The organism is Haemophilus sp. SZY H35, from assembly GCF_018829705.1.
GTDB classification, from domain to species: domain Bacteria; phylum Pseudomonadota; class Gammaproteobacteria; order Enterobacterales; family Pasteurellaceae; genus Haemophilus; species Haemophilus haemolyticus_K.
In genome coordinates, this window is the sequence record NZ_JAHKJZ010000001.1 from 310,169 (window position 1) to 332,556 (window position 22,388).

The following is a 22,388-nucleotide window of genomic DNA, read 5'->3' on the forward strand; positions in this document are numbered from 1 at the left end:
AATGATAACAATTACCATTGATATAAATTAACCTTTTAGATATACTCGTGCCTCTTTTTACCTATATCTAATCTACGGAAGCATTTTATGAAATTTAAATTAAGCCTAATTTACACCGCACTTTTTGCCGGAGTTTCGGTTTCTGTGTTAGCGGAAACACAACATAAAGCTAGTACTGAAACGATTGAACAAATTAACGTTCAAGATACAGGTATTAAACAAAATGGCTATCAAACAACAGGAACATCCGTCGTATCAAAAGCTGAAGTACCAGTATTCGACACGCCAAACACAGTAAATATTCTTTCAACCAAACTACTAGAAGATCGCAAATCTGAATCACTTATTGATGCGCTTTATAACATCAGTGGTGTGAGTCAAGCGAATACGCTAGGAGGTATGTTTGATGCAATCCAAAAACGTGGTTTTGGTGGAAACCGCGATAACTCAATTATGCGTAACGGTTTACAAGCCGGCCCAGCTAAAAACTTTAGCGCGACAACTGAAACCGTTGAAGTTTTAAAAGGTCCTGCATCTGTGCTTTATGGTATTCAAGATCCAGGTGGCGTGGTCAATATCATTACTAAAAAACCACAACAAACACCTCGTTATGTCATTGGTGGAACTTTAGGTAATCATAGCCTCTGGGGAACACAATTAGATTTCACTGGGGGTTTAGGAAATGGTTTTGCTTACCGCTTTATCTATGACAAACAAGAAAAGGACTACTGGCGTAATTTTGGAAAAGTGAAAAATACGACTTACGCACCGTCACTTTCTTGGGAAAATGATAAAACTAAAGTGCTTCTTTCTTATGAACACAAAGATATTCTTGAGCCATTTGATCGTGGTACAAATCTTTTAACAGCAACTAATGCATTACCAGATATTCCTGTATCGCGTCGTTTAGATGAACCAAATAATGAAACAACCGCAAAAACCGATAACATTGATTTTAAAATTGAGCACAAATTAAGTGATAGTTGGAAATTAAATGCGGGTTATAGCTATGCTCGTTACAAATATTTCTACAATCAAGCTCGTATTACAAATATTAACGTCACAGATGTTACTATCCCTGCAGTTAAAAATAAAAAGGGTGAGATTACCTCTCCTGAATTAAGCGCGCATTATGTACGCCGAGCCATTGAACAGCAACAAGGTGATCAACGTGTTCATAGCGGTACATTAAATATCGTTGGTGAATTTGGTATTGGTGATATTGCTAACCGCTTTGTAGCTGGTATTGATGCAATGCGTAATATTCGTGATCTTGGTCCAATTTATAACCAAGGTATCATGAATTCTGATATCAATATTGATAATCCAAACTATACTAGCCCTGTTGCGGCACATAAAAATGGTAACGGCAACGCCTACCAATATAACTATCTCAAAACCGTTGGTGTTTATATTCAAGATACCGCTTACTTTACAGATAACTTTATCATGACAGGTGGTTTGCGTTATGAGTACTTTGATCAATTTGCAGGACGTCATTGCTTAAATGCGGCAAACTGTAAAAAAGGTCAAAATCTAACAAAAACCGGAAATACCGATCAGCACGATGGCAAGTTATTGTATCAATTAGGTGCCGTATATAAATTTACGCCACATATTGCGACCTTTGCAAACTACTCTGAGTCTTTCCGTCCACAAATGAGTGTGGCAACACCTGTTAGCGGAGATTTAAAACCAGAACAAGGTAAATCTTTTGAAATTGGTGCAAAATACGAAAACTCTGGCTTCAATGCAACACTTGCATTATTCAATATCAGTAAACGTAATGTAGCTGAGACTGTTGGTTCTGGTTCAAATGCGCAATTGAATATCGTCGGCAAACAACGTTCTCGTGGTGTGGAATTCGATCTTAATGGTCAAATTACGGATAGTCTAAGCGTAGCGGCTAACTATACCTACACCAAGGTAAAATCACTTGAAAATGAGCTTTATCCTGATGCGGTAAATCAACAACTTTCAGGTGTACCAAAACATCAAGCTTCTCTATTCTTAGCTTATAACGTAGGTGAATTTGATTTTGGTAACATCCGTGTTGGTGGTGGTGCTCGTTATTTAGGTTCTTGGCATGCTTATAACAGTGATTACACAAAAGCATACAAATTACCTCATGCCGTGGTATATGATGCCTTTATTGCTTACGACACCAAAATCTCTGGCAAGAAAGTATCCTTCCAACTTAACGGTAAAAACTTAACAGATAAAACTTACTATCCATCTACCTCGGGTAATGCAACAAACACGTTAATCCCTGTTGCATTAGGTTATGGACGTGAATTTATCTTCAACACTAAAATTGAGTTTTAATTGAGCGCACAAAAAGGGCGAATACTTCGCCCTTTTTGTTTTACTTTTATGGATAATAAATGAACTGGCAAACCGAACTTAATAATAGTTTAAACTGGATTTTAACCGCACTTTTTTGGGTGATATTGTGCTTTAGCGTAACAATGTTAGCCTTAAAACAAACTACTTTCGGCAAAAAATTCTGGTGTATCGTGTCACCATCGATTAATAAAAAAACCAGCATTAAACTAATTTTAATGCTGTTAGTACTCTTTATGATGATATTGCTGGAAGTTAGATTTAGTGTGCTTAATTCATTCTTCTATAATGGATTATATAGCTCAATGCAAGAAATGAATATAGAAAAATTCTGGTTCTTTGCTAAACTTAATGCTCTTCTTGTACTTGTTCAAGTCATTCACTCGATTACTGATTACTTCTTCCGTCAAGTATTTGAAATTCGCTGGCTTGAAAGTTTAAACTCATCACTGATTCAACGTTGGCTAAATAATAAAAAATACTATCGTTTAAAATACGAACAAGATTTACCCGATAATATTGATCAACGTATTGAACAAGATGCTCGTGAATTTATTACTAGTACCGTACAAATTGTGCGTGGAATGATTAATTCTATTCTTACAACGATAGAATTTACTATTATCCTATGGTCACTATCTGGTGTATTAAGTCTATTTAGTTTAAATATTGAGAAAGGTGTCGTATTCTTTATTTATTCCTTTATTATCTTTGCAACTTTAATGTCAGTCTGGATAGGTAAACCTCTAATTAAACTAAATTTTAATAAAGAAAAACTCAATGGGGATTATCGTTACTCTTTAATCCGTGTACGTGATAATGCGGAAAGCATTGCTTTTTATCATGGTGAAAAAAAGGAACAACTATTCTTACAACACAAATTTACTCAAATAATTCATAACCGTTGGGCTATTGTATTAAAAATGCTTGGATTGGATGGATTTAATTCTGGAGTTACTCGAGTAGCAAAACTCTTACCATTAATGTTACAAGCACCACGTTTCTTTGCTGGACAAATTAAACTTGGTGATATGCATCAAACTGTACAGGCTTTTAACCGGTTAATGACTGCCCTTTCATTTTTTAGATTGTTTTATGAGCAATTTACACTCTATCAGGCTCGTTTAAACCGTTTATATGGTTTTATGAAAAAAATGGATGATTTAGATAATCAAGAGTTTTATCAACCATTTCTATGTTCTCATCGTGTCGCATTAAAAGACTTCGGTATTAAAGATGAAAAAGGTCGTGTATTACTTAATAATTTAAATATTAATTTAGTTAATGGTGATGCACTATTAATTCAGGGCGCATCAGGCACAGGGAAAACTTCATTATTAAAAGCAATTGCGGGAATTTATCCTTTTGAAACGATTGGTATTGCAGAACATCCTTGCTCTGGAAGTTTATTCTTACCACAACGTCCTTACATGCCACAAGGCACTTTACGGGAAGCAATTTGTTATCCTAATATCAATCCCAACCATCCAGATCTAATTCAAACAATGGAAGATTGTGCCTTAGGTAAATATATCCATGCCCTTGATCATATAAATGACTGGCAAGTTATTTTATCCCCCGGCGAATTACAACGTGTTGCCTTTATTCGTATTTTACTCACTAAACCCGATGTTGTATTTTTAGATGAAACAACATCTGCATTAGATGAAACAACTGAGTATTTGCTCTATCGAAAAATTCGATATCATTTACCTGAAATGATTATTTTAAGTATAGGCCATAGAAGTACACTTCAACAATTCCACAATAAACAATTGAAATTAGATATATGTTTATTATGTGAATAATCGTTTGTTTTAACATATTTTAGATAATAAAAAAGCGAACCAAACGTTCGCTTTTTATATAAATTTAATTTATAGCACTGAAACGTTAAGATCAGAACCGCCACCGACAATTCTAACCCGTTTTCCAGCTACAAAACTGCTGTCAGCCTTTTGAACAACAACGATCTCTTGACCATCATCTTTCTTAATTACAAGTTCAGCACCGTTTACTTGACTCATTTTTTCTTCGATTTTGCTTCCAGCTACTGCACCACCAATGGCGCCAACTACTGCTGCAATAGCTTGACCACGACCACCGCCAATTGCACTACCTGCAATACCACCTAAAGCACCGCCACCAAGTGTACCAACTACACCTTGATTATCAGCTTGGATTTTAACAGGACGCACAGAAACAATCGTACCATAAGTAATTGAACGAGCTTCTTTAGCTTGAGATGCACTATAAACATCACCGCTGAAAACATCAGTATTCGCACAACCAGTTACACCAAAGGCAACTAACAGTGCTAATGCCATACTTGTTTTTTTCATATGCTATGCTCCCTCTGAAAAGGAATTAAAGTGGATTTCTCGGAGAAAAAGTTGAAATGTTTTTAGTATTACCATTCTCAGATACTAAAACACAAGCACCAACAACTAAGGTTGAATCATACTTGTGAGTAAGCACAACTTGCTCACCATCTTGTTGACGACCTGAACAATCATTTTTACGGATGGTTAATTTAAGATTGTCACCTTCCATTTGGCTAAAAACGATTTGACCTTTATAAGCATTTTCATCTTTTTGGAAAGAAGAACAAGCACTTAAACCTACAGCTGCTAAAACCGCTAATGCAAGAGATAATTTTTTCATTTTGCTAAACCTCGAGTATTTTCTTTATAGAATAAGGATGAACCTTAATACAAGTATGATTTGATGTCTTATCAACAAAACTTACTGCAATAGATGGATTAGGCAATCTCTCGCCATCCACTTTAGGCTCGCTCACTTTAATGGTTAATTGAGTTAATTCGCTCCATAAAAAACGCATATTAATACGCTGTACCCATTCATTTATCGATTCATTCGGTAAAAATGGCATTACAACCTCAATATGCTCCCAACCCTCTACGGGATACCGCTTATTTTTAGGGAACGGAAGTTCAATAACATCAACGAACTGATTAGCGAATTTCACTGCTTTTTCTAACTGAATTAGATAAATCTTACGTCCGTTGACAATGTTATCGGACAAAATTCTACCGTATTTCAATAAAAGTGTCAGCCAGTTTTTTGCATTTTGTTCATTATTTACACGCACGGCAAGGTGATCGATCTCATAATTTGAAAAATCGATTGACATCATTTGAGCTAATTGTTGAATTTTTTTTTCAAATTCCGCCAAATCAGAAAAAAGTGCGGGTGATTTTTCCTGTAAATTTGTCATTTTGTCCCTTTGAGAAACTCATAAAGAACGGTATCATAGCCGATTATTTTCATTATTCAATTTGAACATAGGAAAAAACGTGAATATTCAATCTATTTTATCCGACAAAATCAAACAAGCTATGATTCTTGCTGGAGCAGATCAATCTTGCGATGCGCTTGTTCGTCAATCAGGAAAACCACAATTTGGCGATTATCAAGCCAATGGCATTATGGCTGCGGCGAAAAAATTAGGTTTAAATCCACGAGAATTTGCTCAAAAAGTTTTAGATAATGCTCAACTATCTGATATTGCAGAAAAATTAGAAATCGCAGGGCCGGGCTTTATCAATATTTTCTTAAATCCAACTTGGCTAACAACTGAAGTTTCAACTGCGCTTTCCCAAAAGAATTTAGGTATTCAAGCTACGGATAAACAAACGGTTGTGATTGATTATTCATCTCCAAACGTAGCAAAAGAAATGCATGTAGGTCACTTGCGCTCTACTATCATCGGTGATGCGGTTGTGAGAACCCTAGAATTTTTAGGTCACAATGTCATTCGTGCAAACCATGTTGGTGACTGGGGAACACAATTCGGAATGCTTATTGCTTATCTTGAAAAAATGCAAAACGAGCATGCGAGTGAAATGGAATTGCAAGATCTTGAAGCCTTTTATCGTGAAGCCAAAAAACACTACGATGAAGATGAAGTTTTCGCTGAAAAAGCGCGTAATTATGTTGTGAAATTACAAGGCGGTGATGAATATTGCCGAGCGATGTGGAAACGTTTAGTTGACATCACGATGCAACAAAATCAGCACAACTATGATCGCTTGAATGTGACTTTAACCGAAAAAGATGTGATGGGTGAAAGTCTTTATAATCCTATGTTACCAAGCATCGTAGAAGATCTTAAAAAACAAGGTTTAGCTGTAGAAGATGATGGTGCATTGGTTGTTTATTTGGATGAATTCAAAAATAAAGAAGGCGACCCAATGGGCGTGATCGTTCAGAAAAAAGACGGCGGTTTCCTTTACACTACAACCGATATTGCTGCAGCAAAATACCGTTATGAAACATTAAAAGCTGATCGCGCACTTGTTTTTTCAGATACTCGCCAAAGCCAACATATGCAACAAGCTTGGTTAATTACTCGTAAAGCAGGTTATGTACCAGACAGTTTCTCTTTAGAGCATAAAAACTTCGGGATGATGCTTGGTAAAGATGGTAAACCATTTAAAACCCGTACCGGTGGCACGGTGAAATTAGCCGATCTATTAGATGAGGCGATTGAGCGTGCCACTGTATTAATTAATGAAAAAAATACAAATTTATCTAATGATGAAAAAGAAGCCGTGATTGAGGCTGTCGGTATTGGTGCGGTTAAATATGCGGATCTCTCCAAAAACCGCACTACTGATTACGTTTTTGATTGGGATAACATGTTAAGCTTTGAAGGTAACACTGCACCTTATATGCAATATGCTTATACCCGAATTCGTTCGATCTTTAATAAAACAGATATAAATTCGACCGCACTTTTAGCAGCACCTTTAACGCTTGAAAATGATAAAGAAAGAGCGCTTGCAATTAAACTTCTACAATTTGAAGAAGCAGTGCAAACTGTCGGAAAAGAAGGCACACCACACGTGCTTTGTGCTTATTTATACGAACTAGCAGGCATATTCTCGTCATTCTATGAATATTGCCCAATTTTAAATGCTGAAGATGAGTCCGTAAAATTAAGCCGTTTGAAATTGGCATTATTAACGGAAAAAACCTTAAAACAAGGTTTAGAGTTACTCGGTATTAAAACCGTAGAAAAAATGTAATTTAGATAATTTTAAAATCCCTTTCTTACGAAAGGGATTTTTTATGCTTATTTATAGAATAAAAAAAGTGCCCCAATGGGGCACTACTCGGAAAGCAAAATAGATGTCGGCTATTTAAGATAGCACTTGTTTTTAGTGGTTTCAGAATAAAGAAATCCGATCAGTTATGCAAATACATATTTTCAGATTTGTGAAGTTGGTCACGGTTTTTTTATCAAAATCAAGTTTTTTAAGCTTTTAAATAGGAAAACTCGAGAAAAAGACTAATAACAGCGGTGGTAATAAATTTGTCACCATACCAAAAGAAATGGCGATAGGCGTCACTTCAATTCCGCCTGATTTTTGAATAATAGGCAATGTACAATCTAATGCCGTTGCGCCTGTAATCCCAATGGCTGTAGAACGATAATGTTGCATAAACAATGGAATTAAAAATAAGCTCAATATTTCACGCGATAAATCATTGAAAAAAGCAATACTGCCCTGCATCGGTCCCCAAGCATTTGTCAGCACGACGCTTGATAAAGAATACCAACCAAATCCCGATGAAAAGGCTAAACCTTGAGTAATCGGCATACTTAGAAAAAATGACGAAATAACGCCACCAATTAAAGAACTTAGGATAAAAATTGCCCCCATCATTAAACCTTGCTTATTTAATAAGACTTCTTTCAAGGAAATGCCGTTATTGCGAAGCTGAATCCCGACAAAAAAGATCAATGCAATAAGCACGTAAAGATTGGAACCATGTGGGAAATGCAACCAATCATTGCACAACCAACCTAAAACGACGCCGATCATCACTGCACTTAATAATTTAATTGAGTCCATTAACGAATGCCAACGAGATGGCAATTCTCCCTGTAAATAATTAACAGGCTTAGGCAAAGTGCAGTCATAAATAGCCAAACCTACGATATTACAAGTCAAAATAATAGCCGATAGTCCTAAAGCGGTCATACCAATAATTGGCAATTTTTGTTCTAAATGCTCGAGTTGCCCAAGCATAAATCCCATCATAAATAAAATGATGTAAAGCAATAACATCACAATTTTATTAATGAACGCCAACGCATTTTGATTCTGTATTTTGACTAAATAACCCAACATCATCGGCACAAGCACGATAAGCAATCCGTTAATAATTTCTTCCATTGTTTTCCTTTTTGTAGATCACTGCACTTTATTTAATTTTCAAAGATAATTTGAATAAATATTACAGTAAAAATAAAAATTACTTATACAAGCAATAAAATCATACTGCTTATAATATATATTTTTTATCAATCTACCAAATGCTCAATGTACAAACGCCAATCTTAGATACTTTGTATCTTTACTCTGTAAAAATGGAATATAAAAAGCGGCTTAAAAATAAGCCGCTTGTCATCGTTATTTTTCAGCAAACACTCGAATTTGCTCTGCCCCTAAATGCCCTGGCACAGTTTTCTTCACATTTAAATCAGCATCTAAAAATAGATTAAACGGATAACCTCGAACATGAACACGATCAATAATATCACCATTTTCATCTAGCAAGACTTTAATATTTTTATATTCTAGCCCTTTGTACCACTCAATAAAATCAGCAGTGCCTTTTTCGCCTTTGTGATCGGGCGAAACAATGGTTATGACTTCAAATCCACGATCTTTTTCCGCACTTAAATCATCAATTTCAGCTAAGCCAGCCAAGCAAATTGGACACCAAGATGCCCACATTTTTACATACACAGGTTTGCCTTTATATTGGCTTAAAGTAACTGGCTGATTGTTTAAGTCTTTGAGTTGAACATCCGCCAAATTAGTTTGTGCAAAAGTGTTTAGGCTGAATGCCATTAAAAATATTGATAGTAGTTTTTTCATTGTTTTTTTCCTTTTATAGATTTCTTTTGTTGAGGTTATGTCTTACGAAAAATTATTCGTAATCAATAAAATGCCCATCACGATAATTAAAATTCCGCCACCGATTTTAAATTTGTCTAAGTGTTTATTTAACCCTTTGGCACGTTTTAGCAAGCTATCAGAGAAAAACGAAAACAGCACAAAAGGCGTTGCTAAACCAAGTACATAAACAAACATCATTGATGCACCGTAAAGTGCAGAGCCTTCATCGCCTGATAAAGCTAACACGGAAGCCAAAATCGGGCCAATACAAGGTGTCCAACCAAGACTAAACGTTAAACCAAGCACAAATGCCTCAAGTGCGGTCGATTTTCCTGATGTTTTGATTTCCACTAATTTCGTGCGTTCCAACAAACCAATTTTGAAAATGCCAAGTTGATGAATACCCAAAATAATCACGATAACGCCAGCGATAATGCGGGTAGTGTTACTAAATAAAATATTCCCTAAAAAACCAAAACTAAAGCCTAAACTGACAAATGTAAGGGAAAGCCCTAAAATAAATAAAAAAGTATTTAGGACTTTTTTACCGCCTTTACTCAAAATACCAAAATAAATTGGAATAATCGGGAAAATACAAGGCGAAAGAAAAGAAGCAAGCCCAGCTAAAAATACAGTTCCAATAAGGAGTTGTTGATCTAACATCCTGCATCTCCTTATTTTTTAATTGATTGAATCAAATATCCGTATCCTGCTTTTTCCATTTCAGCTAACGGAATAAATTTAATTGATGCGCTGTTAATGCAATAGCGCAAACCGCCTTTATCTTTCGGGCCGTCATCAAATACGTGACCTAAATGAGCATTGCCCGCACGACTTAACACCTCGGTACGTTGCATATTGAAGCTGTTGTCGGTTTGATAATGCACCACCTCTTTCGCTATTGGTTTCGTAAAACTCGGCCACCCACAACCCGATTCAAATTTATCATTTGAAGAAAAAACAGGCTCACCTGTGGTGACATCAACATAAATACCCGGTTGGAAATTATCCCAATATTCATTACTAAAAGAGCGTTCAGTATGTTTATTTTGAGTAACGGAATATTGCAATGGTGTTAATTTCGCTTTGAGTTCTGCATCACTCGGTTTCGGATAATCTTTCTCGTCAATCACAGGTTCATCTGCTTTGGTAATATCAATATGGCAATAACCATTTGGATTTTTCTTCAAATAATTCTGATGATATTCTTCCGCTACGATGTAATTTTTAAGCGGTTGCACCTCAATTTGCACTGTTTTTTTATATTTGGTTTGAAGCTGAGCGAGCGCTTGTTCGATCACCGCTTTATCTGCCCCATCTTGATAATAAATCCCTGTGCGATATTGTCTGCCACGATCGTTGCCTTGTTTATTTACGCTGGTTGGATCAATCACTTTAAAATAATATTGTAATAATTTATCGAGTGAAATTTTATTTGCATCGTAAGTGACTTTTACCGTTTCTGCATGATCGGTTACGCCAATCATCTGATAACTAGTTTTCTCCGTATTACCATTAGCATAGCCAGAAATCGCATCTTTCACACCGTGAATACGCTCCATATATGCTTCCATACCCCAAAAACAGCCACCAGCAAGATAAATTTCACGAATGTTTTGCATATTTTCCATTGCCATTTTTTGTTCTCCAGATGATGTTGAATTTTGTATTGCTAAAGTTGGTGTTGCACAACAAAGTGCGGTAATAAATAGAAATGTTTTTGATAGTTTCATTGTTTTTCCTTATGATGTAAAAATTAACGTTACATAAGGTTAGACGGCGGACAATCCGATTTCTTACAGATTTTTGTAAAATTTTTAAAGAAATTGACTAAAATTCATTGTTATAATCAATAATAAAGGGTTAAAACACGCTATTTTCTAAGGCAAAAAAATCTATATGCAATCACATTCCACTCCTTCGCTTTATCACAAAGCGATTAGTTTTATGGTATCAGCGTACTTTTCCATTACCTTGATGAATGTATTTGTCAAAACTGCATCTCAAACAATCCCTGCAAGTGAAACCTTATTTTCACGCTTTTTAATCGGCTTTCTTTTCTTACTGCCTTTTGTGATTAAAGATCGCGATTTTAAAGTAGATACCCGTCAATGGAAATTTTTAATCCTGCGGAATGCCGCGGGTGTATTGAGCATGTTGATTAACTTTTATGTCGTGAAGTTCTTACCTCTCTCCATCGCGGTCTTATTGATGAATACCTCTGCCCTATTTATCCCGATTTTATTGCTCTTTTTCCATCAAAAAACACCGCTTAATGTACTTTTGTGTAGCTTAATCGGTTTTCTTGGCGTTTCCATTATTTTACTCACCAATCACAATGGCGAGGTTGATCCTATTTATGTGCTGATTGGATTATCTGGTGCCATATTGGCAGGAATGGCATTTATTGGCTTACAAGAATTAAACAAATACAACACACCGAAAAATATCGTATTTTATTTTCATCTGATTGGTACATTCATGTTACCGATCTTCTTTATTCATCAATGGAAAATCCCTAATTTATACGAGCTTGGTTTATTGCTATTGGTGGGCGGATTTGGATTGATTTTCCAATTATTGCTCACTCGCGCTTTCAGATATGCGCCAGCCAACGTTATTACCCCTTTTGCTTTCACTGGTGTCATTTTCTCTAGCGTTTTCGACTGGCTCTTTTGGCATCATACGCCTAACCTCTATTTTTGGTTCGGCGCAGTTGTAATTGTGGGAGCGGTAAGTTTATTGGCAAAAATGAAGAAATAAACACTTTATTTATAAGAATATGAAATTCTGTACAATTAGGTTATAGCTGGCTCAATAAAGTGCGGTAAAAAATAACGGTGTTTTTCACTCCGTCAAAAATTCCTAATGTGAATCTTTAAATTTCTTCATCATCATACTTAAGGTTTTGCAATTTCGTTGAAAACGACGGCAATGAGGGCAAGTTAACAAATGCATTTTTAAACTCATTTTTTCTTGCAATTCTAATGGTCGCTCATGAGAATCAGAAATTATTCGAGTGGCTTGAATACAACGCATAATTTTCTCCTAAAGTTTTTTTGATAAACAATTTTGCAACTGCAAACGGGCCCGATAAAGTGTGGTATGCAAGTTGGATGTGGTAAGCTGAGCCTCTTGACAAATTTCATCCGATGACAATTCTAAAAACTCTCTCATCATAAAAATTTTGGCATGTTTAGCGGGTAAACAAGTCAGGCAAGTTTCGAAAATCAACCAAAACTCATCAGAATACACCGTTTCCTCTTCGCCCTGTAATTCGCTCGGATAATATTCTATTTTCCAATGCCCAGTATCATCAAAAAATGTATTAGTTGACTGTTCATCTTCAATCTCACTTTCTAATACAAAGCGTCCTTTCTGGCGAAGATAATCAATAATTTTATTTTTTAGAATGGCAAAAACCCAAGTTTTAAAAGCGGATTGATGCTTGAAATTCGCGAGATTGTTAAATGCACTTAAAAATGCTTCTTGTACTAAATCCTCAGCAAGGTCAGCATGATGCAACTGTAACATTGCAAATTTCAACATCTGCGTACGAATTTGTTGTAGTTCCGTATCAGAAATAGCATTCATTTTAATTCCTTTAAAATTTTTGTAAGAAATGAAAAAGTGTTTCGTCTAATAAGATGAAAGAAACAATTTCTTTCACTACTATTTTTACCACTCAAACAAGGAAATTTAAAATGAAAAATATTACATTAAAAAGCACAATCTTAGGTATGACTATGTTATTTGGTGCGACAACCGTTTATGCAGAAGAAATGAAATCTGATACCATGCCAATGAAATCAGAACCGATGATGAATACCCCAATGAAAAAAATGATGGAATCAGATGATATGAAAATGCACTCTGACCACATGATGAAATCTGACAATATGATGAAGTCTGATGAAATGGGCATGAAATCTGATATGAAAATGAAATCTGATAAAAAGATGAAATCAAATAAAAAGATGAAATCAAATAAAAAAATGAAATCAAATAAAAAAATGAAAATGACAAAAGAAAAAATGTAAAAAATTGTCTGTAAAAGTGCGGTAAAAAATCTCAAAATTTTTCACCGCACTTTGTTAAATCGGAGTTTACATCACCACAACATCAAACTGTTCTTGGTTATAAAACTGTTCTGTTTTCACCTTCACTCGTTTGCCAATAAACATTTCCACTTCTGGTAGCAAACCGTGAGATTCTTCATTAATAAGATATTCGGAAACCGCTGGCGAGGCATAAACAACAAATTGTTCACTACTGAATAAATGATACACCCGAATAATTTCACGCATAATTTCGTAGCAAACTGTCTCGACCGTTTTCACCCGACCGCGGCCATGGCAAGTTGGACATTCATCACATAGCACATGCTCAAGGCTTTCTCGGGTTCTTTTACGAGTCATTTCCACAAGACCTAATTGCGTAAAGCCATTCACATTGGTTTTCACACGATCTTTAGAAAGCGCATCACATAAAGATTCTAATACTCGATTGCGGTGTTCATCTGTTTGCATATCAATAAAATCAATAATGATTATGCCACCAAGATTACGTAGTTGGAGTTGCTGAGCAATAGCTTTAGTTGCTTCAATATTGGTATTGAAGATGGTTTCTTCTAGATTACGATGCCCCACAAATGCACCGGTATTAATATCAATGGTGGTCATGGCCTCTGTTTGCTCAATAATTAAATAGCCACCTGATTTGAGATTAACACGTTTATCTAAGGCTGTTTGGATCGCATTTTCAACCCCATACACATCAAATATAGGTTGATTGCCAGAATAAAGAACAAGTTTATCGCTTAATTCAGGCATAAATTCATCGGTAAATTCTTTCACTTCGCCAAAGCAAAGTTTAGAGTCGATACGAATTTTTTCTAAGTTTGTGCCGATAAAATCACGCAAAATACGTTGTGGAAGCGCTGGCTCGCCGTAAATTTTTGATTTGGTTGGATACTTAGATTTACGCTCTAAGACTTTACGCCATAAGCGTTTTAAAAATTCAGCGTCTTGACGTAATTCTTCTTCGCTTGCCCCTTCTGTGGCGGTACGAATAATAAAACCACCGAGTTCATCACAAAATGGTTCAACCAAGGCTTTTAAACGGGCGCGTTCTTCTTCGCTTTCAATACGTTGTGAGACGCCTACGTGGCTATTTTCCGGCATAAAAACAAGATGACGCGATGGCAATGTGATATCTGTTGTTAAACGTGCACCTTTTGTACCTAGCGGATCTTTTACCACTTGTACAACAATATCCTGTCCTTCGCGTACTAATTCTGAAATGCTCTTAACTTTAAATTGCTTTTGTTCATTTTCATCTACACATTCCGTGTGGGATACAATATCAGCAGCATGTAAAAAAGCCGCTTTTTCCAAACCAATATCAACAAAAGCAGACTGCATTCCCGGTAGCACTCGAGTTACACGACCTTTATAAATATTTCCGACAATTCCTCGTTTGGCTTGGCGTTCAATATGCACTTCGCGCAACATTCCTGTTTCTACTAGCGCAATGCGTGTTTCGTTAGGCGTTACGTTCATCAATAACTCTACAGCATCCATTTTATATTCCTAATTTCTTAAATTTCATCAAATATTTAGTCTAAATAGAATAATAGCCCGAAATAAGGTAAAATGCACCCTTTATGAAATTTTCAACCCATTTTGGACTTATTAAATGTTTGGATTCGACCCAACTCTTGTTACTTTTACTATTTATATTTTCGGGATGTTGCTGATTGGCGTACTAGCCTATTATTACACGAATAATTTATCAGATTACATTCTCGGTGGACGTCGTTTAGGCAGCTTTGTCACGGCAATGTCTGCTGGTGCTTCAGATATGTCTGGTTGGCTTTTAATGGGCTTGCCTGGTGCGGTATATTTATCAGGCTTAGTTGAAGGCTGGATTGCTATCGGCTTAACGCTTGGCGCTTATTTTAACTGGCTTCTGGTGGCTGGTCGTTTACGTGTTTATACTGAATTAAATAATAATGCCCTCACTCTTCCAGAATATTTTCACAATCGTTTTGGTTCATCACACAAATTATTAAAACTTGTTTCTGCCACCATTATTTTAGTGTTTTTTACTATTTATTGTGCGTCGGGTGTAGTTGCAGGTGCAAAATTATTCCAAAATTTATTTTCGCTCGAATATTCCACCGCACTTTGGTATGGAGCATTAGCCACTATTCTTTACACTTTTATTGGTGGTTTTTTAGCAGTAAGTTGGACAGATACCATTCAAGCAACCCTTATGATTTTTGCGCTGCTTTTAACGCCTATTTTTGTGTTATTAAGCATTGGCGATACCGCTCAATTTTCCTCGGTATTAGCGCAAGCTGAAGCAGCTGCCAATAAAGATTTTACAGATTTATTTACTGCCACTACGCCACTTGGTCTATTAAGCCTTGCCGCTTGGGGATTGGGATATTTTGGGCAACCACATATTTTAGCGCGTTTTATGGCGGCTTATTCTGTCAAATCACTTATCAAAGCCCGTCGCATTAGTATGACATGGATGGTGCTTTGCTTAGGTGGAGCAATTGGTATTGGCTTCTTCGCGATTCCTTATTTCTTTGCTAATCCAAACATTGCAGGCACAGTCAATAACGAACCAGAGCAAGTGTTTATTGAACTTGCTAAACTTTTGTTTAATCCTTGGATCGCGGGTATATTACTTTCAGCTATTTTAGCTGCAGTAATGAGTACATTAAGCGCGCAATTGTTAATTTCATCTAGCTCAATTACAGAAGATTTCTACAAAGGTTTTATTCACCCTAACTCATCTGAAAAAGAGCTCGTATGGCTTGGAAGAATAATGGTGTTAGTTATTGCCGCACTTGCGATCTGGATCGCACAAGATGAAAACAGCAAAGTATTAAAACTTGTCGAATTCGCTTGGGCTGGTTTTGGTAGTGCATTTGGCCCTGTTGTACTTTTCTCTCTTTTCTGGAAACGAATGACATCATCAGGTGCGATGGCGGGTATGCTTGTAGGCGCAGTGACAGTATTTGCATGGAAAGAAGTTGTTCCAGCTGATACCGATTGGTTTAAAGTATATGAAATGATCCCTGGTTTTGCTTTCGGTAGCCTTGCAATTATTGTTGTCTCATTGCTGTCTAGCAAACCAGAACAAAATGTTCTAGATACCTTTGACAAAGCAGAGAAGGCCTATAAGGAAGCAAAATGATCGACTTTCGCCCTTTTTATCAACAAATTGCGACCACAAATTTATCAGACTGGTTAGAGACCTTACCACTCCAATTAAAAGAATGGGAAACTCAAACTCATGGCGATTATGCGAAATGGAGCAAAATTGTTGATTTCCTACCTGATTTACATGCTGATGAAATCGATCTCAAAAGTGCGGTGAAATCTGACCGCACGTCTCCCCTTTCAGAAGGTGAAAAACAACGAATTATCCATCATTTAAAACAATTAATGCCATGGCGAAAAGGGCCTTATCATCTTTTCGGCATTCATGTAGATTGTGAATGGCGTTCAGATTTTAAATGGGATCGTGTTCTTCCTCATTTAGCTCCACTGCAAGGTCGCACTATTTTAGATGTGGGTTGTGGCAGCGGTTATCATATGTGGAGAATGGTAGGCGAAGGAGCAAAAATGGTCGTCGGGATTGATCCTACAGAGCTTTTCCTTTGCCAATTTGAAGCAGTACGCAAGCTGCTTAATAATGATCGTCGAGCAAATCTTATCCCGCTTGGTATTGAGCAAATGCAACCATTAGCGGCATTTGACACTGTATTTTCAATGGGCGTACTCTATCATCGTAAATCCCCATTAGATCATTTAAGCCAGTTAAAAAATCAATTGGTAAAAGGTGGTGAATTAGTATTAGAAACGTTAGTGGTGGATGGCGATGTAAATACTATACTTGTACCCGCAGATCGCTATGCGAAAATGAAAAATGTTTATTTTATCCCCTCTGTCACCGCATTAATTAACTGGCTAGAAAAAGTTGGGTTTACTAACGTGCGTTATGTTGATGTAGCGACAACTACATTAGAAGAACAACGTAAAACTGATTGGCTAGAAAATGAAAGCTTGATTGATTTTTTAGATCCAAATGATCACAGTAAAACCATTGAAGGTTATCAAGCACCGAAAAGAGCGCTCATTTTAGCGAACAAATAAGCTTTCAATCAAAAAAGGGGGATATTATCCCCCTTATTTTTACCTACTACTATAAGATATTCTTTTCACCACGAGATAAACTAATTAATCCTGAACGAACTATTTCAAGCAATGTTGCTTCCTCTTTTAATGCATTAATAAAAGCATCAATTTTATCTTTCGTACCGCTAAGTTGAACGGTATAAGATTTTGGCGTCACATCTACAATCTGTCCACGGAAAATATCCGCTAAACGTTTGATCTCATCACGAGATGAACCGACCGCTCTTACTTTAACCAAAACTATTTCACGCTCTACATGCTCTTGCTCACTCAAATTAATCACTTTAAATACATCAACTAATTTATGAAGTTGCTTTTCGATTTGCTCTAAAACCTGCTCATCTCCCACAGCTTCTATCGTCATACGAGACAATGTAGGATCGTCCGTTGGTGCAACTGTCAAACTTTCAATATTAAATGCACGTTGGGAGAATAAACCAACAACACGAGATAAAGCACCAGACTCATTTTCGAGTAAAACAGATAAAATTCTACGCATTAGTTTGTCTCCTCTTGAGGTTTACTTAAAATCATTTCATTCATTGCGCCACCACGAATTTGCATTGGATACACATGCTCAGATTCATCTACATTAATATCTACAAATACTAATTTATTTTTAATACTGAATGCTTCTTGCAATTTACTTTCAAGTTCATCTGGCGTCGCAATTTTTATACCAACATGACCGTAAGATTCAGCCAATTTCACAAAATCAGGCAAGGAATTCATATAGGTTTGCGAGTGGCGGCCAGAATAAATCAAATCTTGCCATTGTTTTACCATTCCTAAGAAATGATTGTTCAAACAAATAATAACAACAGGGATGCCATACTGAGTTGCAGTAGAAAGCTCTTGAATATTCATTTGAATACTTCCATCACCAGTAACGCAAACCACCGTTGCTTCCGGATGAGCCAATTTCACGCCTAATGCAGCGGGCAAACCAAATCCCATGGTACCAGCGCCACCAGAGTTAATCCAATGACGAGGCTCATCAAATGGATAATGTAACGCTGCAAACATTTGATGTTGCCCTACATCAGAAGCCACATATGCCTGTCCTTTAGTAAGACGATATACCGCTTCCATGACTTGTTGCGGTTTAATCACGCCAGAAGTGCGGTCAAATTCCAAACATTTTTTTGCTTTCCATTGGTTGATTTCTTGCCACCAACTTTCAAGATCTGTTTGAGATTTTAATCCCTCTTCATTCAATAAACTCAGAAATTCTTCCAATACATTTTTCGCATTTCCGACAATTGGAATCGCCGCTGGAACATTTTTAGAAATGGAGGTTGGATCAATATCAATATGAATCACTTTAGCATTTGGGCAATATTTTTCTAAGTTATTTGTTGTACGATCATCAAAACGAACACCAACCCCTAAAATAAGATCACTTTCGTGCATTGCCGTATTGGCTTCGAAAGTACCGTGCATCCCTAACATTCCTAGGAATTGTTTATCTGTGCTTGGATACGCGCCTAATCCCATTAGAGAGGCTGTTACAGGTAAATTTAAACGATGTGCTAAAATTGTTAATTCTTCACTACACTCCGCTGAAATTGCCCCTCCGCCCACGAAAAGCACAGGTTTTTTCGCCACTAAAAGTGCTTTTAATGCTTTTTTAATTTGGCCTTTATGTCCATTTACTGTGGGATTATAAGAGCGTAACTCGACAGATTTTGGATATTCATACGGATATTTAAAATTAGGATTTACTGTATCCTTTGGAATATCCACCACAACAGGACCAGGACGACCAGTTGAGGCAATATAAAAGGCTTTTTTTAGTATCGCCGGAATATCTTCTGCTTTTTTCACAATAAAACTATGTTTTACAACCGGGCGAGAAATCCCTACCATATCACATTCTTGGAATGCATCTCGGCCAATTAAATTACTCATGACCTGACCAGAAATAATGACCATAGGAACAGAATCTGTATAAGCCGTTAAAATACCAGTGATTGCATTTGTAGCTCCAGGGCCAGATGTTACTAACACACATCCCACCTTACCTGTTGAACGTGCATAACCATCCGCCATGTGAACAGCCGCTTGTTCATGGCGAACTAAAATATGTTCAATACCACCTAGTGTATGGATTGCATCATAAATATCTAATACCGCTCCACCAGGATAACCAAATAAATACTCTACGCCTTCATCGCGTAAAGACTGAACTACCATCTCTGCGCCAGATAACTTCTTCATCTTTTACTCCTAAAACGAACCGCACTTTTCAAAAGTGCTCATGCTTTGTATCAATTATTTACATCATACTAAGCAAAAAGTTTTTGTCTAGTGTACATAACAGCTAAAAACAGCATTTAAACAGAATAAAAAATTAAATAATAACTAAATTTCAGATTATTATAAAAAAATAATAATTTTAAATAAAAAAAATGCGACTATATGTCGCATTTTATAAATTAAGCAAAATTTAATTTTTTATTCAGTTTTTTGAACTAGATCACATTTTTAACGTTTTTTCACTGCAAATACGATTAAAAATAATGAAACCGCTGTCGCAACAAAACCTGCTAAACCTGAATAAGTGAAACCTACCACGATGTAACCGATAGCCGTTGCGGCTGCAACTGTCGCTGCATAAGGAAGCTGAGTGGTCACATGATCCATATGGTTACATTTTGCACCAGTTGAAGATAAAATCGTTGTATCAGATACTGGCGAACAGTGGTCACCACATACCGCTCCCGCCATTACCGCTGATAAACAAGGGAGTAATAATTCTGGCGCAGCATTTGCAGCCATAGCCGCTGCAATTGGTAACATAATACCGAATGTCCCCCAGCTCGTACCTGTTGAGAATGCCATTGCAGAACCAAGAATAAATAAAATTACAGGTAAGAATTGCATTGGGATATTACCAGAAACAAGAGAAGATAAATATTTACCAGTTTGCATATCCCCAACGACTTTATTAATTGTCCACGCAAAGAATAAAATCGCAATTGCACCAGACATTGATTTAATACCTACGATCCAAGAACGTGCATATTCTGGGACACTTACTTGACGATCAATAATAATTAATAAAGTAGAAACTAGAATTGAGCAAGTACCACCCACAACTAAAGAAGTTCCAACAACCGTATTTTCAAATGCACCTAAAATGCTAAATTCTTTACCATCCGCTGCTAATGCTGATGCACCAGTGTAAATCATCATTGTAACCGTTGAAAAAATTAAAACTAAGATAGGTAATACGAGATTACGTACGTGACCTTTTGCACCCGTTTCTTCTTCTAATTCATCTTCAGAATTTTCCAAAGCTAATTTTTCATGGCGTGCCATTGAAGCAATATCGAAAGAAAAATATGCTACAAAGAACACCATAATAATTGAGAAAATTGCATAGAAGTTCATTGAACTCATTGCCACGAATGCGCCAATTGGTGTGTACTCAGTGATGGAATAAGTCGCTAATAAACCGCCTACTAAAGTAATAATGTATGCGCCCCAACTTGAAACAGGCATCATTACACACATAGGTGCTGCCGTTGAATCCAAAATATAAGCAAGTTTAGCACGAGAAACTTTAAAACGATCTGTCACAGGACGAGCAATTGCGCCTACAGCAAGACTGTGGAAATAATCGTCAATAAAAGTAACAAAAACTAATGATGCAGCTAATAATTTAGCACCACGACGACCTTTAATACGGCTTTGTGCCCATTCAGCAAACGCACGATTACTACCTGATACAGTTAAAAGTGCGGTTAAAACACCAAGCAATAATAAGAACAAGACAATGTTCATATTAGAGTTAATTGCACCATCAGCATAAACAAGTGAAATCACGTTGCTTGATAGATAACTGAAAGAGGGGCCAATATTCCAGCCACCTAACATTAACGCACCAACAATAATCCCTGCACTGAGAGACACCAATACACGACGAGTTGCAATCGCCAAGACAATCGCCAGTAAAGCTGGGATGATTGACCAAACTGAGGATGAAAAATCGATAAGTTCCATTAAGAGATACCTACAATTAATGGAGAGAACGGAAAGCAAAGGACAGAATAAGACCAGAACAACCGTAGCGCTCCATAGTTAATCAAAAAAACTATGACAGTGACGCCCCTTTCAAGTACGCCACCAACTAGCTGAAATGACTTTCAACTAATTTCGGCAATCATTCCTTTCTTTTTTCTTCATCGTTATCCACTCAGAAAAAATACTTATAATAATTGCACCTCTACTTTTGTAGTGTCTAACAAGATTACCTTAAAAATCTTGCATTGCCAACAAAAATAATATTATTTTTATAATAAATTTAGATAAATACACCTTAATTTTAAAACAAAATATTAACATAATTTAATTTTAATATATTTATATAAATTCAGTATTTACAAATTTTTTAACTTTCTCTATTATTAATAGAGCTAATTTTAAATTAACAAACATTGATTTTTACTATGAGGTTTATAATGAATGAATTAACAAAAGGATTAATGAATCTACGTAGTTTACGTGTTGCTGTACGTGAACTCACTTTAGAACAAGCAGAAAGTGCGCTTGAAAAACTACAAACTGTAATTGAAGAAAAACGTATTGCTGAAGAGGAATTGATTAAGTCTGAAGCAGAACGCAAAGAGCGTATTGCAAAATATAAAGAATTAATGGAACAAGATGGTATAACGGCTGAAGAATTCCAAGCTATTTTTAATGTATCATCTGTTACTCCTAGAGTTAAACGTGCACCTCGCCCAGCAAAATATGCCTTTATTGATGAAAATGGAGAGCGTAAAACATGGACTGGTCAAGGCCGAACACCTCGCCCAATTCAAAATGCATTAAATTCAGGTAAATCATTATCTGATTTCGAAATTTAATTTTTCTATTTGAAACTAGAACC

The 22,388-nt window shown here is 36.3% G+C and carries 21 protein-coding genes and 1 riboswitch; of the genes, 8 read left to right on the forward strand and 13 right to left on the reverse strand.

Going from position 1 to position 22,388, the window contains the following annotated elements; genetic code table 11:
* The first annotated feature begins 87 nt into the window (after nucleotides 1–87).
* On the forward strand, nucleotides 88–2,325 hold the full coding sequence (locus tag KP710_RS01410) for a TonB-dependent siderophore receptor (protein WP_215770499.1): 2,238 nt from the start codon (nucleotides 88–90) through the stop codon (nucleotides 2,323–2,325).
* Nucleotides 2,326–2,384: 59 nt separating this feature from the next.
* Complete coding sequence (locus KP710_RS01415) at nucleotides 2,385–4,151, forward strand: ABC transporter ATP-binding protein/permease (RefSeq protein ID WP_111407348.1); 1,767 nt, start codon at nucleotides 2,385–2,387, stop codon at nucleotides 4,149–4,151.
* 69 nt (nucleotides 4,152–4,220) lie between these two features.
* On the opposite strand, the gene KP710_RS01420 is transcribed toward KP710_RS01415, so the two are convergent.
* From KP710_RS01420 to KP710_RS01430, 3 genes are read right to left on the reverse strand one after another with little or no spacing between them, the layout of a single operon-like run.
* Nucleotides 4,221–4,685: an outer membrane lipoprotein gene (locus KP710_RS01420; protein ID WP_111407347.1), complete on the reverse strand. Its 465-nt coding sequence runs from the start codon at nucleotides 4,683–4,685 to the stop codon at nucleotides 4,221–4,223.
* Nucleotides 4,686–4,710: 25 nt separating this feature from the next.
* Nucleotides 4,711–5,007: a hypothetical protein gene (locus tag KP710_RS01425; protein WP_111407346.1), complete on the reverse strand. Its 297-nt coding sequence runs from the start codon at nucleotides 5,005–5,007 to the stop codon at nucleotides 4,711–4,713.
* A gap of 4 nt (nucleotides 5,008–5,011) precedes the next feature.
* Complete coding sequence (locus KP710_RS01430) at nucleotides 5,012–5,581, reverse strand: VOC family protein (protein WP_111407345.1); 570 nt, start codon at nucleotides 5,579–5,581, stop codon at nucleotides 5,012–5,014.
* A 79-nt stretch (nucleotides 5,582–5,660) separates the two neighbouring features.
* Here KP710_RS01430 and argS point away from each other — a divergent pair, with 79 nt between their 5' ends.
* Nucleotides 5,661–7,394 (forward strand): arginine--tRNA ligase, encoded by a 1,734-nt coding sequence (gene argS, locus KP710_RS01435; protein WP_111407344.1) that lies wholly within the window; start codon nucleotides 5,661–5,663, stop codon nucleotides 7,392–7,394.
* A 237-nt stretch (nucleotides 7,395–7,631) separates the two neighbouring features.
* On the opposite strand, the gene KP710_RS01440 is transcribed toward argS, so the two are convergent.
* The 4 genes from KP710_RS01440 to msrAB form a co-directional block, all read right to left on the reverse strand.
* On the reverse strand, nucleotides 7,632–8,549 hold the full coding sequence (locus tag KP710_RS01440) for a LysO family transporter (protein WP_165818721.1): 918 nt from the start codon (nucleotides 8,547–8,549) through the stop codon (nucleotides 7,632–7,634).
* A gap of 237 nt (nucleotides 8,550–8,786) precedes the next feature.
* On the reverse strand, nucleotides 8,787–9,257 hold the full coding sequence (locus KP710_RS01445; protein ID WP_111407343.1) for a redoxin family protein: 471 nt from the start codon (nucleotides 9,255–9,257) through the stop codon (nucleotides 8,787–8,789).
* A gap of 42 nt (nucleotides 9,258–9,299) precedes the next feature.
* Entirely contained in the window at nucleotides 9,300–9,941 is a 642-nt protein-coding gene (locus KP710_RS01450; RefSeq protein ID WP_005628783.1) for a cytochrome c biogenesis protein CcdA, read from the reverse strand.
* Between the two features lie 11 nt (nucleotides 9,942–9,952).
* Complete coding sequence (msrAB, locus tag KP710_RS01455; RefSeq protein ID WP_111407342.1) at nucleotides 9,953–11,011, reverse strand: bifunctional peptide-methionine (S)-S-oxide reductase MsrA/peptide-methionine (R)-S-oxide reductase MsrB; 1,059 nt, start codon at nucleotides 11,009–11,011, stop codon at nucleotides 9,953–9,955.
* Between the two features lie 166 nt (nucleotides 11,012–11,177).
* On the opposite strand from msrAB, the gene KP710_RS01460 reads away from it, so the two are divergent.
* Nucleotides 11,178–12,041 (forward strand): DMT family transporter, encoded by an 864-nt coding sequence (locus KP710_RS01460; RefSeq protein ID WP_111407341.1) that lies wholly within the window; start codon nucleotides 11,178–11,180, stop codon nucleotides 12,039–12,041.
* A gap of 102 nt (nucleotides 12,042–12,143) precedes the next feature.
* On the opposite strand, the gene KP710_RS01465 is transcribed toward KP710_RS01460, so the two are convergent.
* Together KP710_RS01465 and KP710_RS01470 are read right to left on the reverse strand one after the other, a co-directional pair.
* Complete coding sequence (locus KP710_RS01465; RefSeq protein ID WP_111407340.1) at nucleotides 12,144–12,317, reverse strand: zf-HC2 domain-containing protein; 174 nt, start codon at nucleotides 12,315–12,317, stop codon at nucleotides 12,144–12,146.
* 9 nt (nucleotides 12,318–12,326) lie between these two features.
* A complete protein-coding gene (locus KP710_RS01470) occupies nucleotides 12,327–12,872 on the reverse strand; it encodes a sigma-70 family RNA polymerase sigma factor (RefSeq protein WP_111407339.1) in 546 nt (181 codons plus the stop codon).
* A gap of 110 nt (nucleotides 12,873–12,982) precedes the next feature.
* On the opposite strand from KP710_RS01470, the gene KP710_RS01475 reads away from it, so the two are divergent.
* Complete coding sequence (locus KP710_RS01475) at nucleotides 12,983–13,318, forward strand: hypothetical protein (protein ID WP_111407338.1); 336 nt, start codon at nucleotides 12,983–12,985, stop codon at nucleotides 13,316–13,318.
* A 66-nt stretch (nucleotides 13,319–13,384) separates the two neighbouring features.
* On the opposite strand, the gene rng is transcribed toward KP710_RS01475, so the two are convergent.
* Nucleotides 13,385–14,860: a ribonuclease G gene (rng, locus tag KP710_RS01480; protein ID WP_046950290.1), complete on the reverse strand. Its 1,476-nt coding sequence runs from the start codon at nucleotides 14,858–14,860 to the stop codon at nucleotides 13,385–13,387.
* Nucleotides 14,861–14,975: 115 nt separating this feature from the next.
* Here rng and putP point away from each other — a divergent pair, with 115 nt between their 5' ends.
* Both putP and cmoB read left to right on the forward strand, forming a co-directional pair.
* On the forward strand, nucleotides 14,976–16,490 hold the full coding sequence (putP, locus tag KP710_RS01485; protein ID WP_111407337.1) for a sodium/proline symporter PutP: 1,515 nt from the start codon (nucleotides 14,976–14,978) through the stop codon (nucleotides 16,488–16,490).
* Nucleotides 16,487–17,452: a tRNA 5-methoxyuridine(34)/uridine 5-oxyacetic acid(34) synthase CmoB gene (gene cmoB / locus KP710_RS01490; RefSeq protein ID WP_111407336.1), complete on the forward strand. Its 966-nt coding sequence runs from the start codon at nucleotides 16,487–16,489 to the stop codon at nucleotides 17,450–17,452. The genes putP and cmoB overlap by 4 nt, the downstream gene beginning before the upstream one ends.
* 49 nt (nucleotides 17,453–17,501) lie before the next feature.
* On the opposite strand, the gene ilvN is transcribed toward cmoB, so the two are convergent.
* The 3 genes from ilvN to KP710_RS01505 all read right to left on the reverse strand — a co-directional run bounded on the left by ilvN (nucleotide 17,502) and on the right by KP710_RS01505 (nucleotide 21,502).
* Complete coding sequence (ilvN, locus tag KP710_RS01495; RefSeq protein ID WP_048952595.1) at nucleotides 17,502–17,993, reverse strand: acetolactate synthase small subunit; 492 nt, start codon at nucleotides 17,991–17,993, stop codon at nucleotides 17,502–17,504.
* On the reverse strand, nucleotides 17,993–19,714 hold the full coding sequence (locus KP710_RS01500) for an acetolactate synthase 3 large subunit (RefSeq protein ID WP_065264739.1): 1,722 nt from the start codon (nucleotides 19,712–19,714) through the stop codon (nucleotides 17,993–17,995). Before KP710_RS01500 ends, ilvN begins: the two co-directional genes overlap by 1 nt.
* Before the next feature lie 267 nt (nucleotides 19,715–19,981).
* Nucleotides 19,982–21,502: a Na+/H+ antiporter NhaC family protein gene (locus KP710_RS01505; RefSeq protein WP_129587483.1), complete on the reverse strand. Its 1,521-nt coding sequence runs from the start codon at nucleotides 21,500–21,502 to the stop codon at nucleotides 19,982–19,984.
* 57 nt (nucleotides 21,503–21,559) lie between these two features.
* Nucleotides 21,560–21,736: riboswitch (Lysine riboswitch) on the reverse strand.
* 224 nt (nucleotides 21,737–21,960) lie between these two features.
* Between KP710_RS01505 and KP710_RS01510 the strand changes: the two genes are divergently transcribed.
* Nucleotides 21,961–22,365 (forward strand): H-NS histone family protein, encoded by a 405-nt coding sequence (locus KP710_RS01510; protein WP_111407335.1) that lies wholly within the window; start codon nucleotides 21,961–21,963, stop codon nucleotides 22,363–22,365.
* The last annotated feature ends 23 nt before the right edge of the window (nucleotides 22,366–22,388 follow it).

Bases quoted from the DNA above. Each gene is read 5' to 3' on its own strand.
- KP710_RS01410 (WP_215770499.1), top strand. From the start codon at position 88: ATGAAATTTAAATTAAGCCTAATTTACACCGCACTTTTTGCCGGAGTT.
- KP710_RS01415 (WP_111407348.1), top strand. From the start codon at position 2,385: ATGAACTGGCAAACCGAACTTAATAATAGTTTAAACTGGATTTTAACC.
- KP710_RS01420 (WP_111407347.1), bottom strand. From the start codon at position 4,685: ATGAAAAAAACAAGTATGGCATTAGCACTGTTAGTTGCCTTTGGTGTA.
- KP710_RS01425 (WP_111407346.1), bottom strand. From the start codon at position 5,007: ATGAAAAAATTATCTCTTGCATTAGCGGTTTTAGCAGCTGTAGGTTTA.
- KP710_RS01430 (WP_111407345.1), bottom strand. From the start codon at position 5,581: ATGACAAATTTACAGGAAAAATCACCCGCACTTTTTTCTGATTTGGCG.
- KP710_RS01440 (WP_165818721.1), bottom strand. From the start codon at position 8,549: ATGGAAGAAATTATTAACGGATTGCTTATCGTGCTTGTGCCGATGATG.
- KP710_RS01445 (WP_111407343.1), bottom strand. From the start codon at position 9,257: ATGAAAAAACTACTATCAATATTTTTAATGGCATTCAGCCTAAACACT.
- KP710_RS01450 (WP_005628783.1), bottom strand. From the start codon at position 9,941: ATGTTAGATCAACAACTCCTTATTGGAACTGTATTTTTAGCTGGGCTT.
- msrAB (WP_111407342.1), bottom strand. From the start codon at position 11,011: ATGAAACTATCAAAAACATTTCTATTTATTACCGCACTTTGTTGTGCA.
- KP710_RS01460 (WP_111407341.1), top strand. From the start codon at position 11,178: ATGCAATCACATTCCACTCCTTCGCTTTATCACAAAGCGATTAGTTTT.
- KP710_RS01465 (WP_111407340.1), bottom strand. From the start codon at position 12,317: ATGCGTTGTATTCAAGCCACTCGAATAATTTCTGATTCTCATGAGCGA.
- KP710_RS01470 (WP_111407339.1), bottom strand. From the start codon at position 12,872: ATGAATGCTATTTCTGATACGGAACTACAACAAATTCGTACGCAGATG.
- KP710_RS01475 (WP_111407338.1), top strand. From the start codon at position 12,983: ATGAAAAATATTACATTAAAAAGCACAATCTTAGGTATGACTATGTTA.
- rng (WP_046950290.1), bottom strand. From the start codon at position 14,860: ATGGATGCTGTAGAGTTATTGATGAACGTAACGCCTAACGAAACACGC.
- putP (WP_111407337.1), top strand. From the start codon at position 14,976: ATGTTTGGATTCGACCCAACTCTTGTTACTTTTACTATTTATATTTTC.
- cmoB (WP_111407336.1), top strand. From the start codon at position 16,487: ATGATCGACTTTCGCCCTTTTTATCAACAAATTGCGACCACAAATTTA.
- ilvN (WP_048952595.1), bottom strand. From the start codon at position 17,993: ATGCGTAGAATTTTATCTGTTTTACTCGAAAATGAGTCTGGTGCTTTA.
- KP710_RS01500 (WP_065264739.1), bottom strand. From the start codon at position 19,714: ATGAAGAAGTTATCTGGCGCAGAGATGGTAGTTCAGTCTTTACGCGAT.
- KP710_RS01505 (WP_129587483.1), bottom strand. From the start codon at position 21,502: ATGGAACTTATCGATTTTTCATCCTCAGTTTGGTCAATCATCCCAGCT.
- KP710_RS01510 (WP_111407335.1), top strand. From the start codon at position 21,961: ATGAATGAATTAACAAAAGGATTAATGAATCTACGTAGTTTACGTGTT.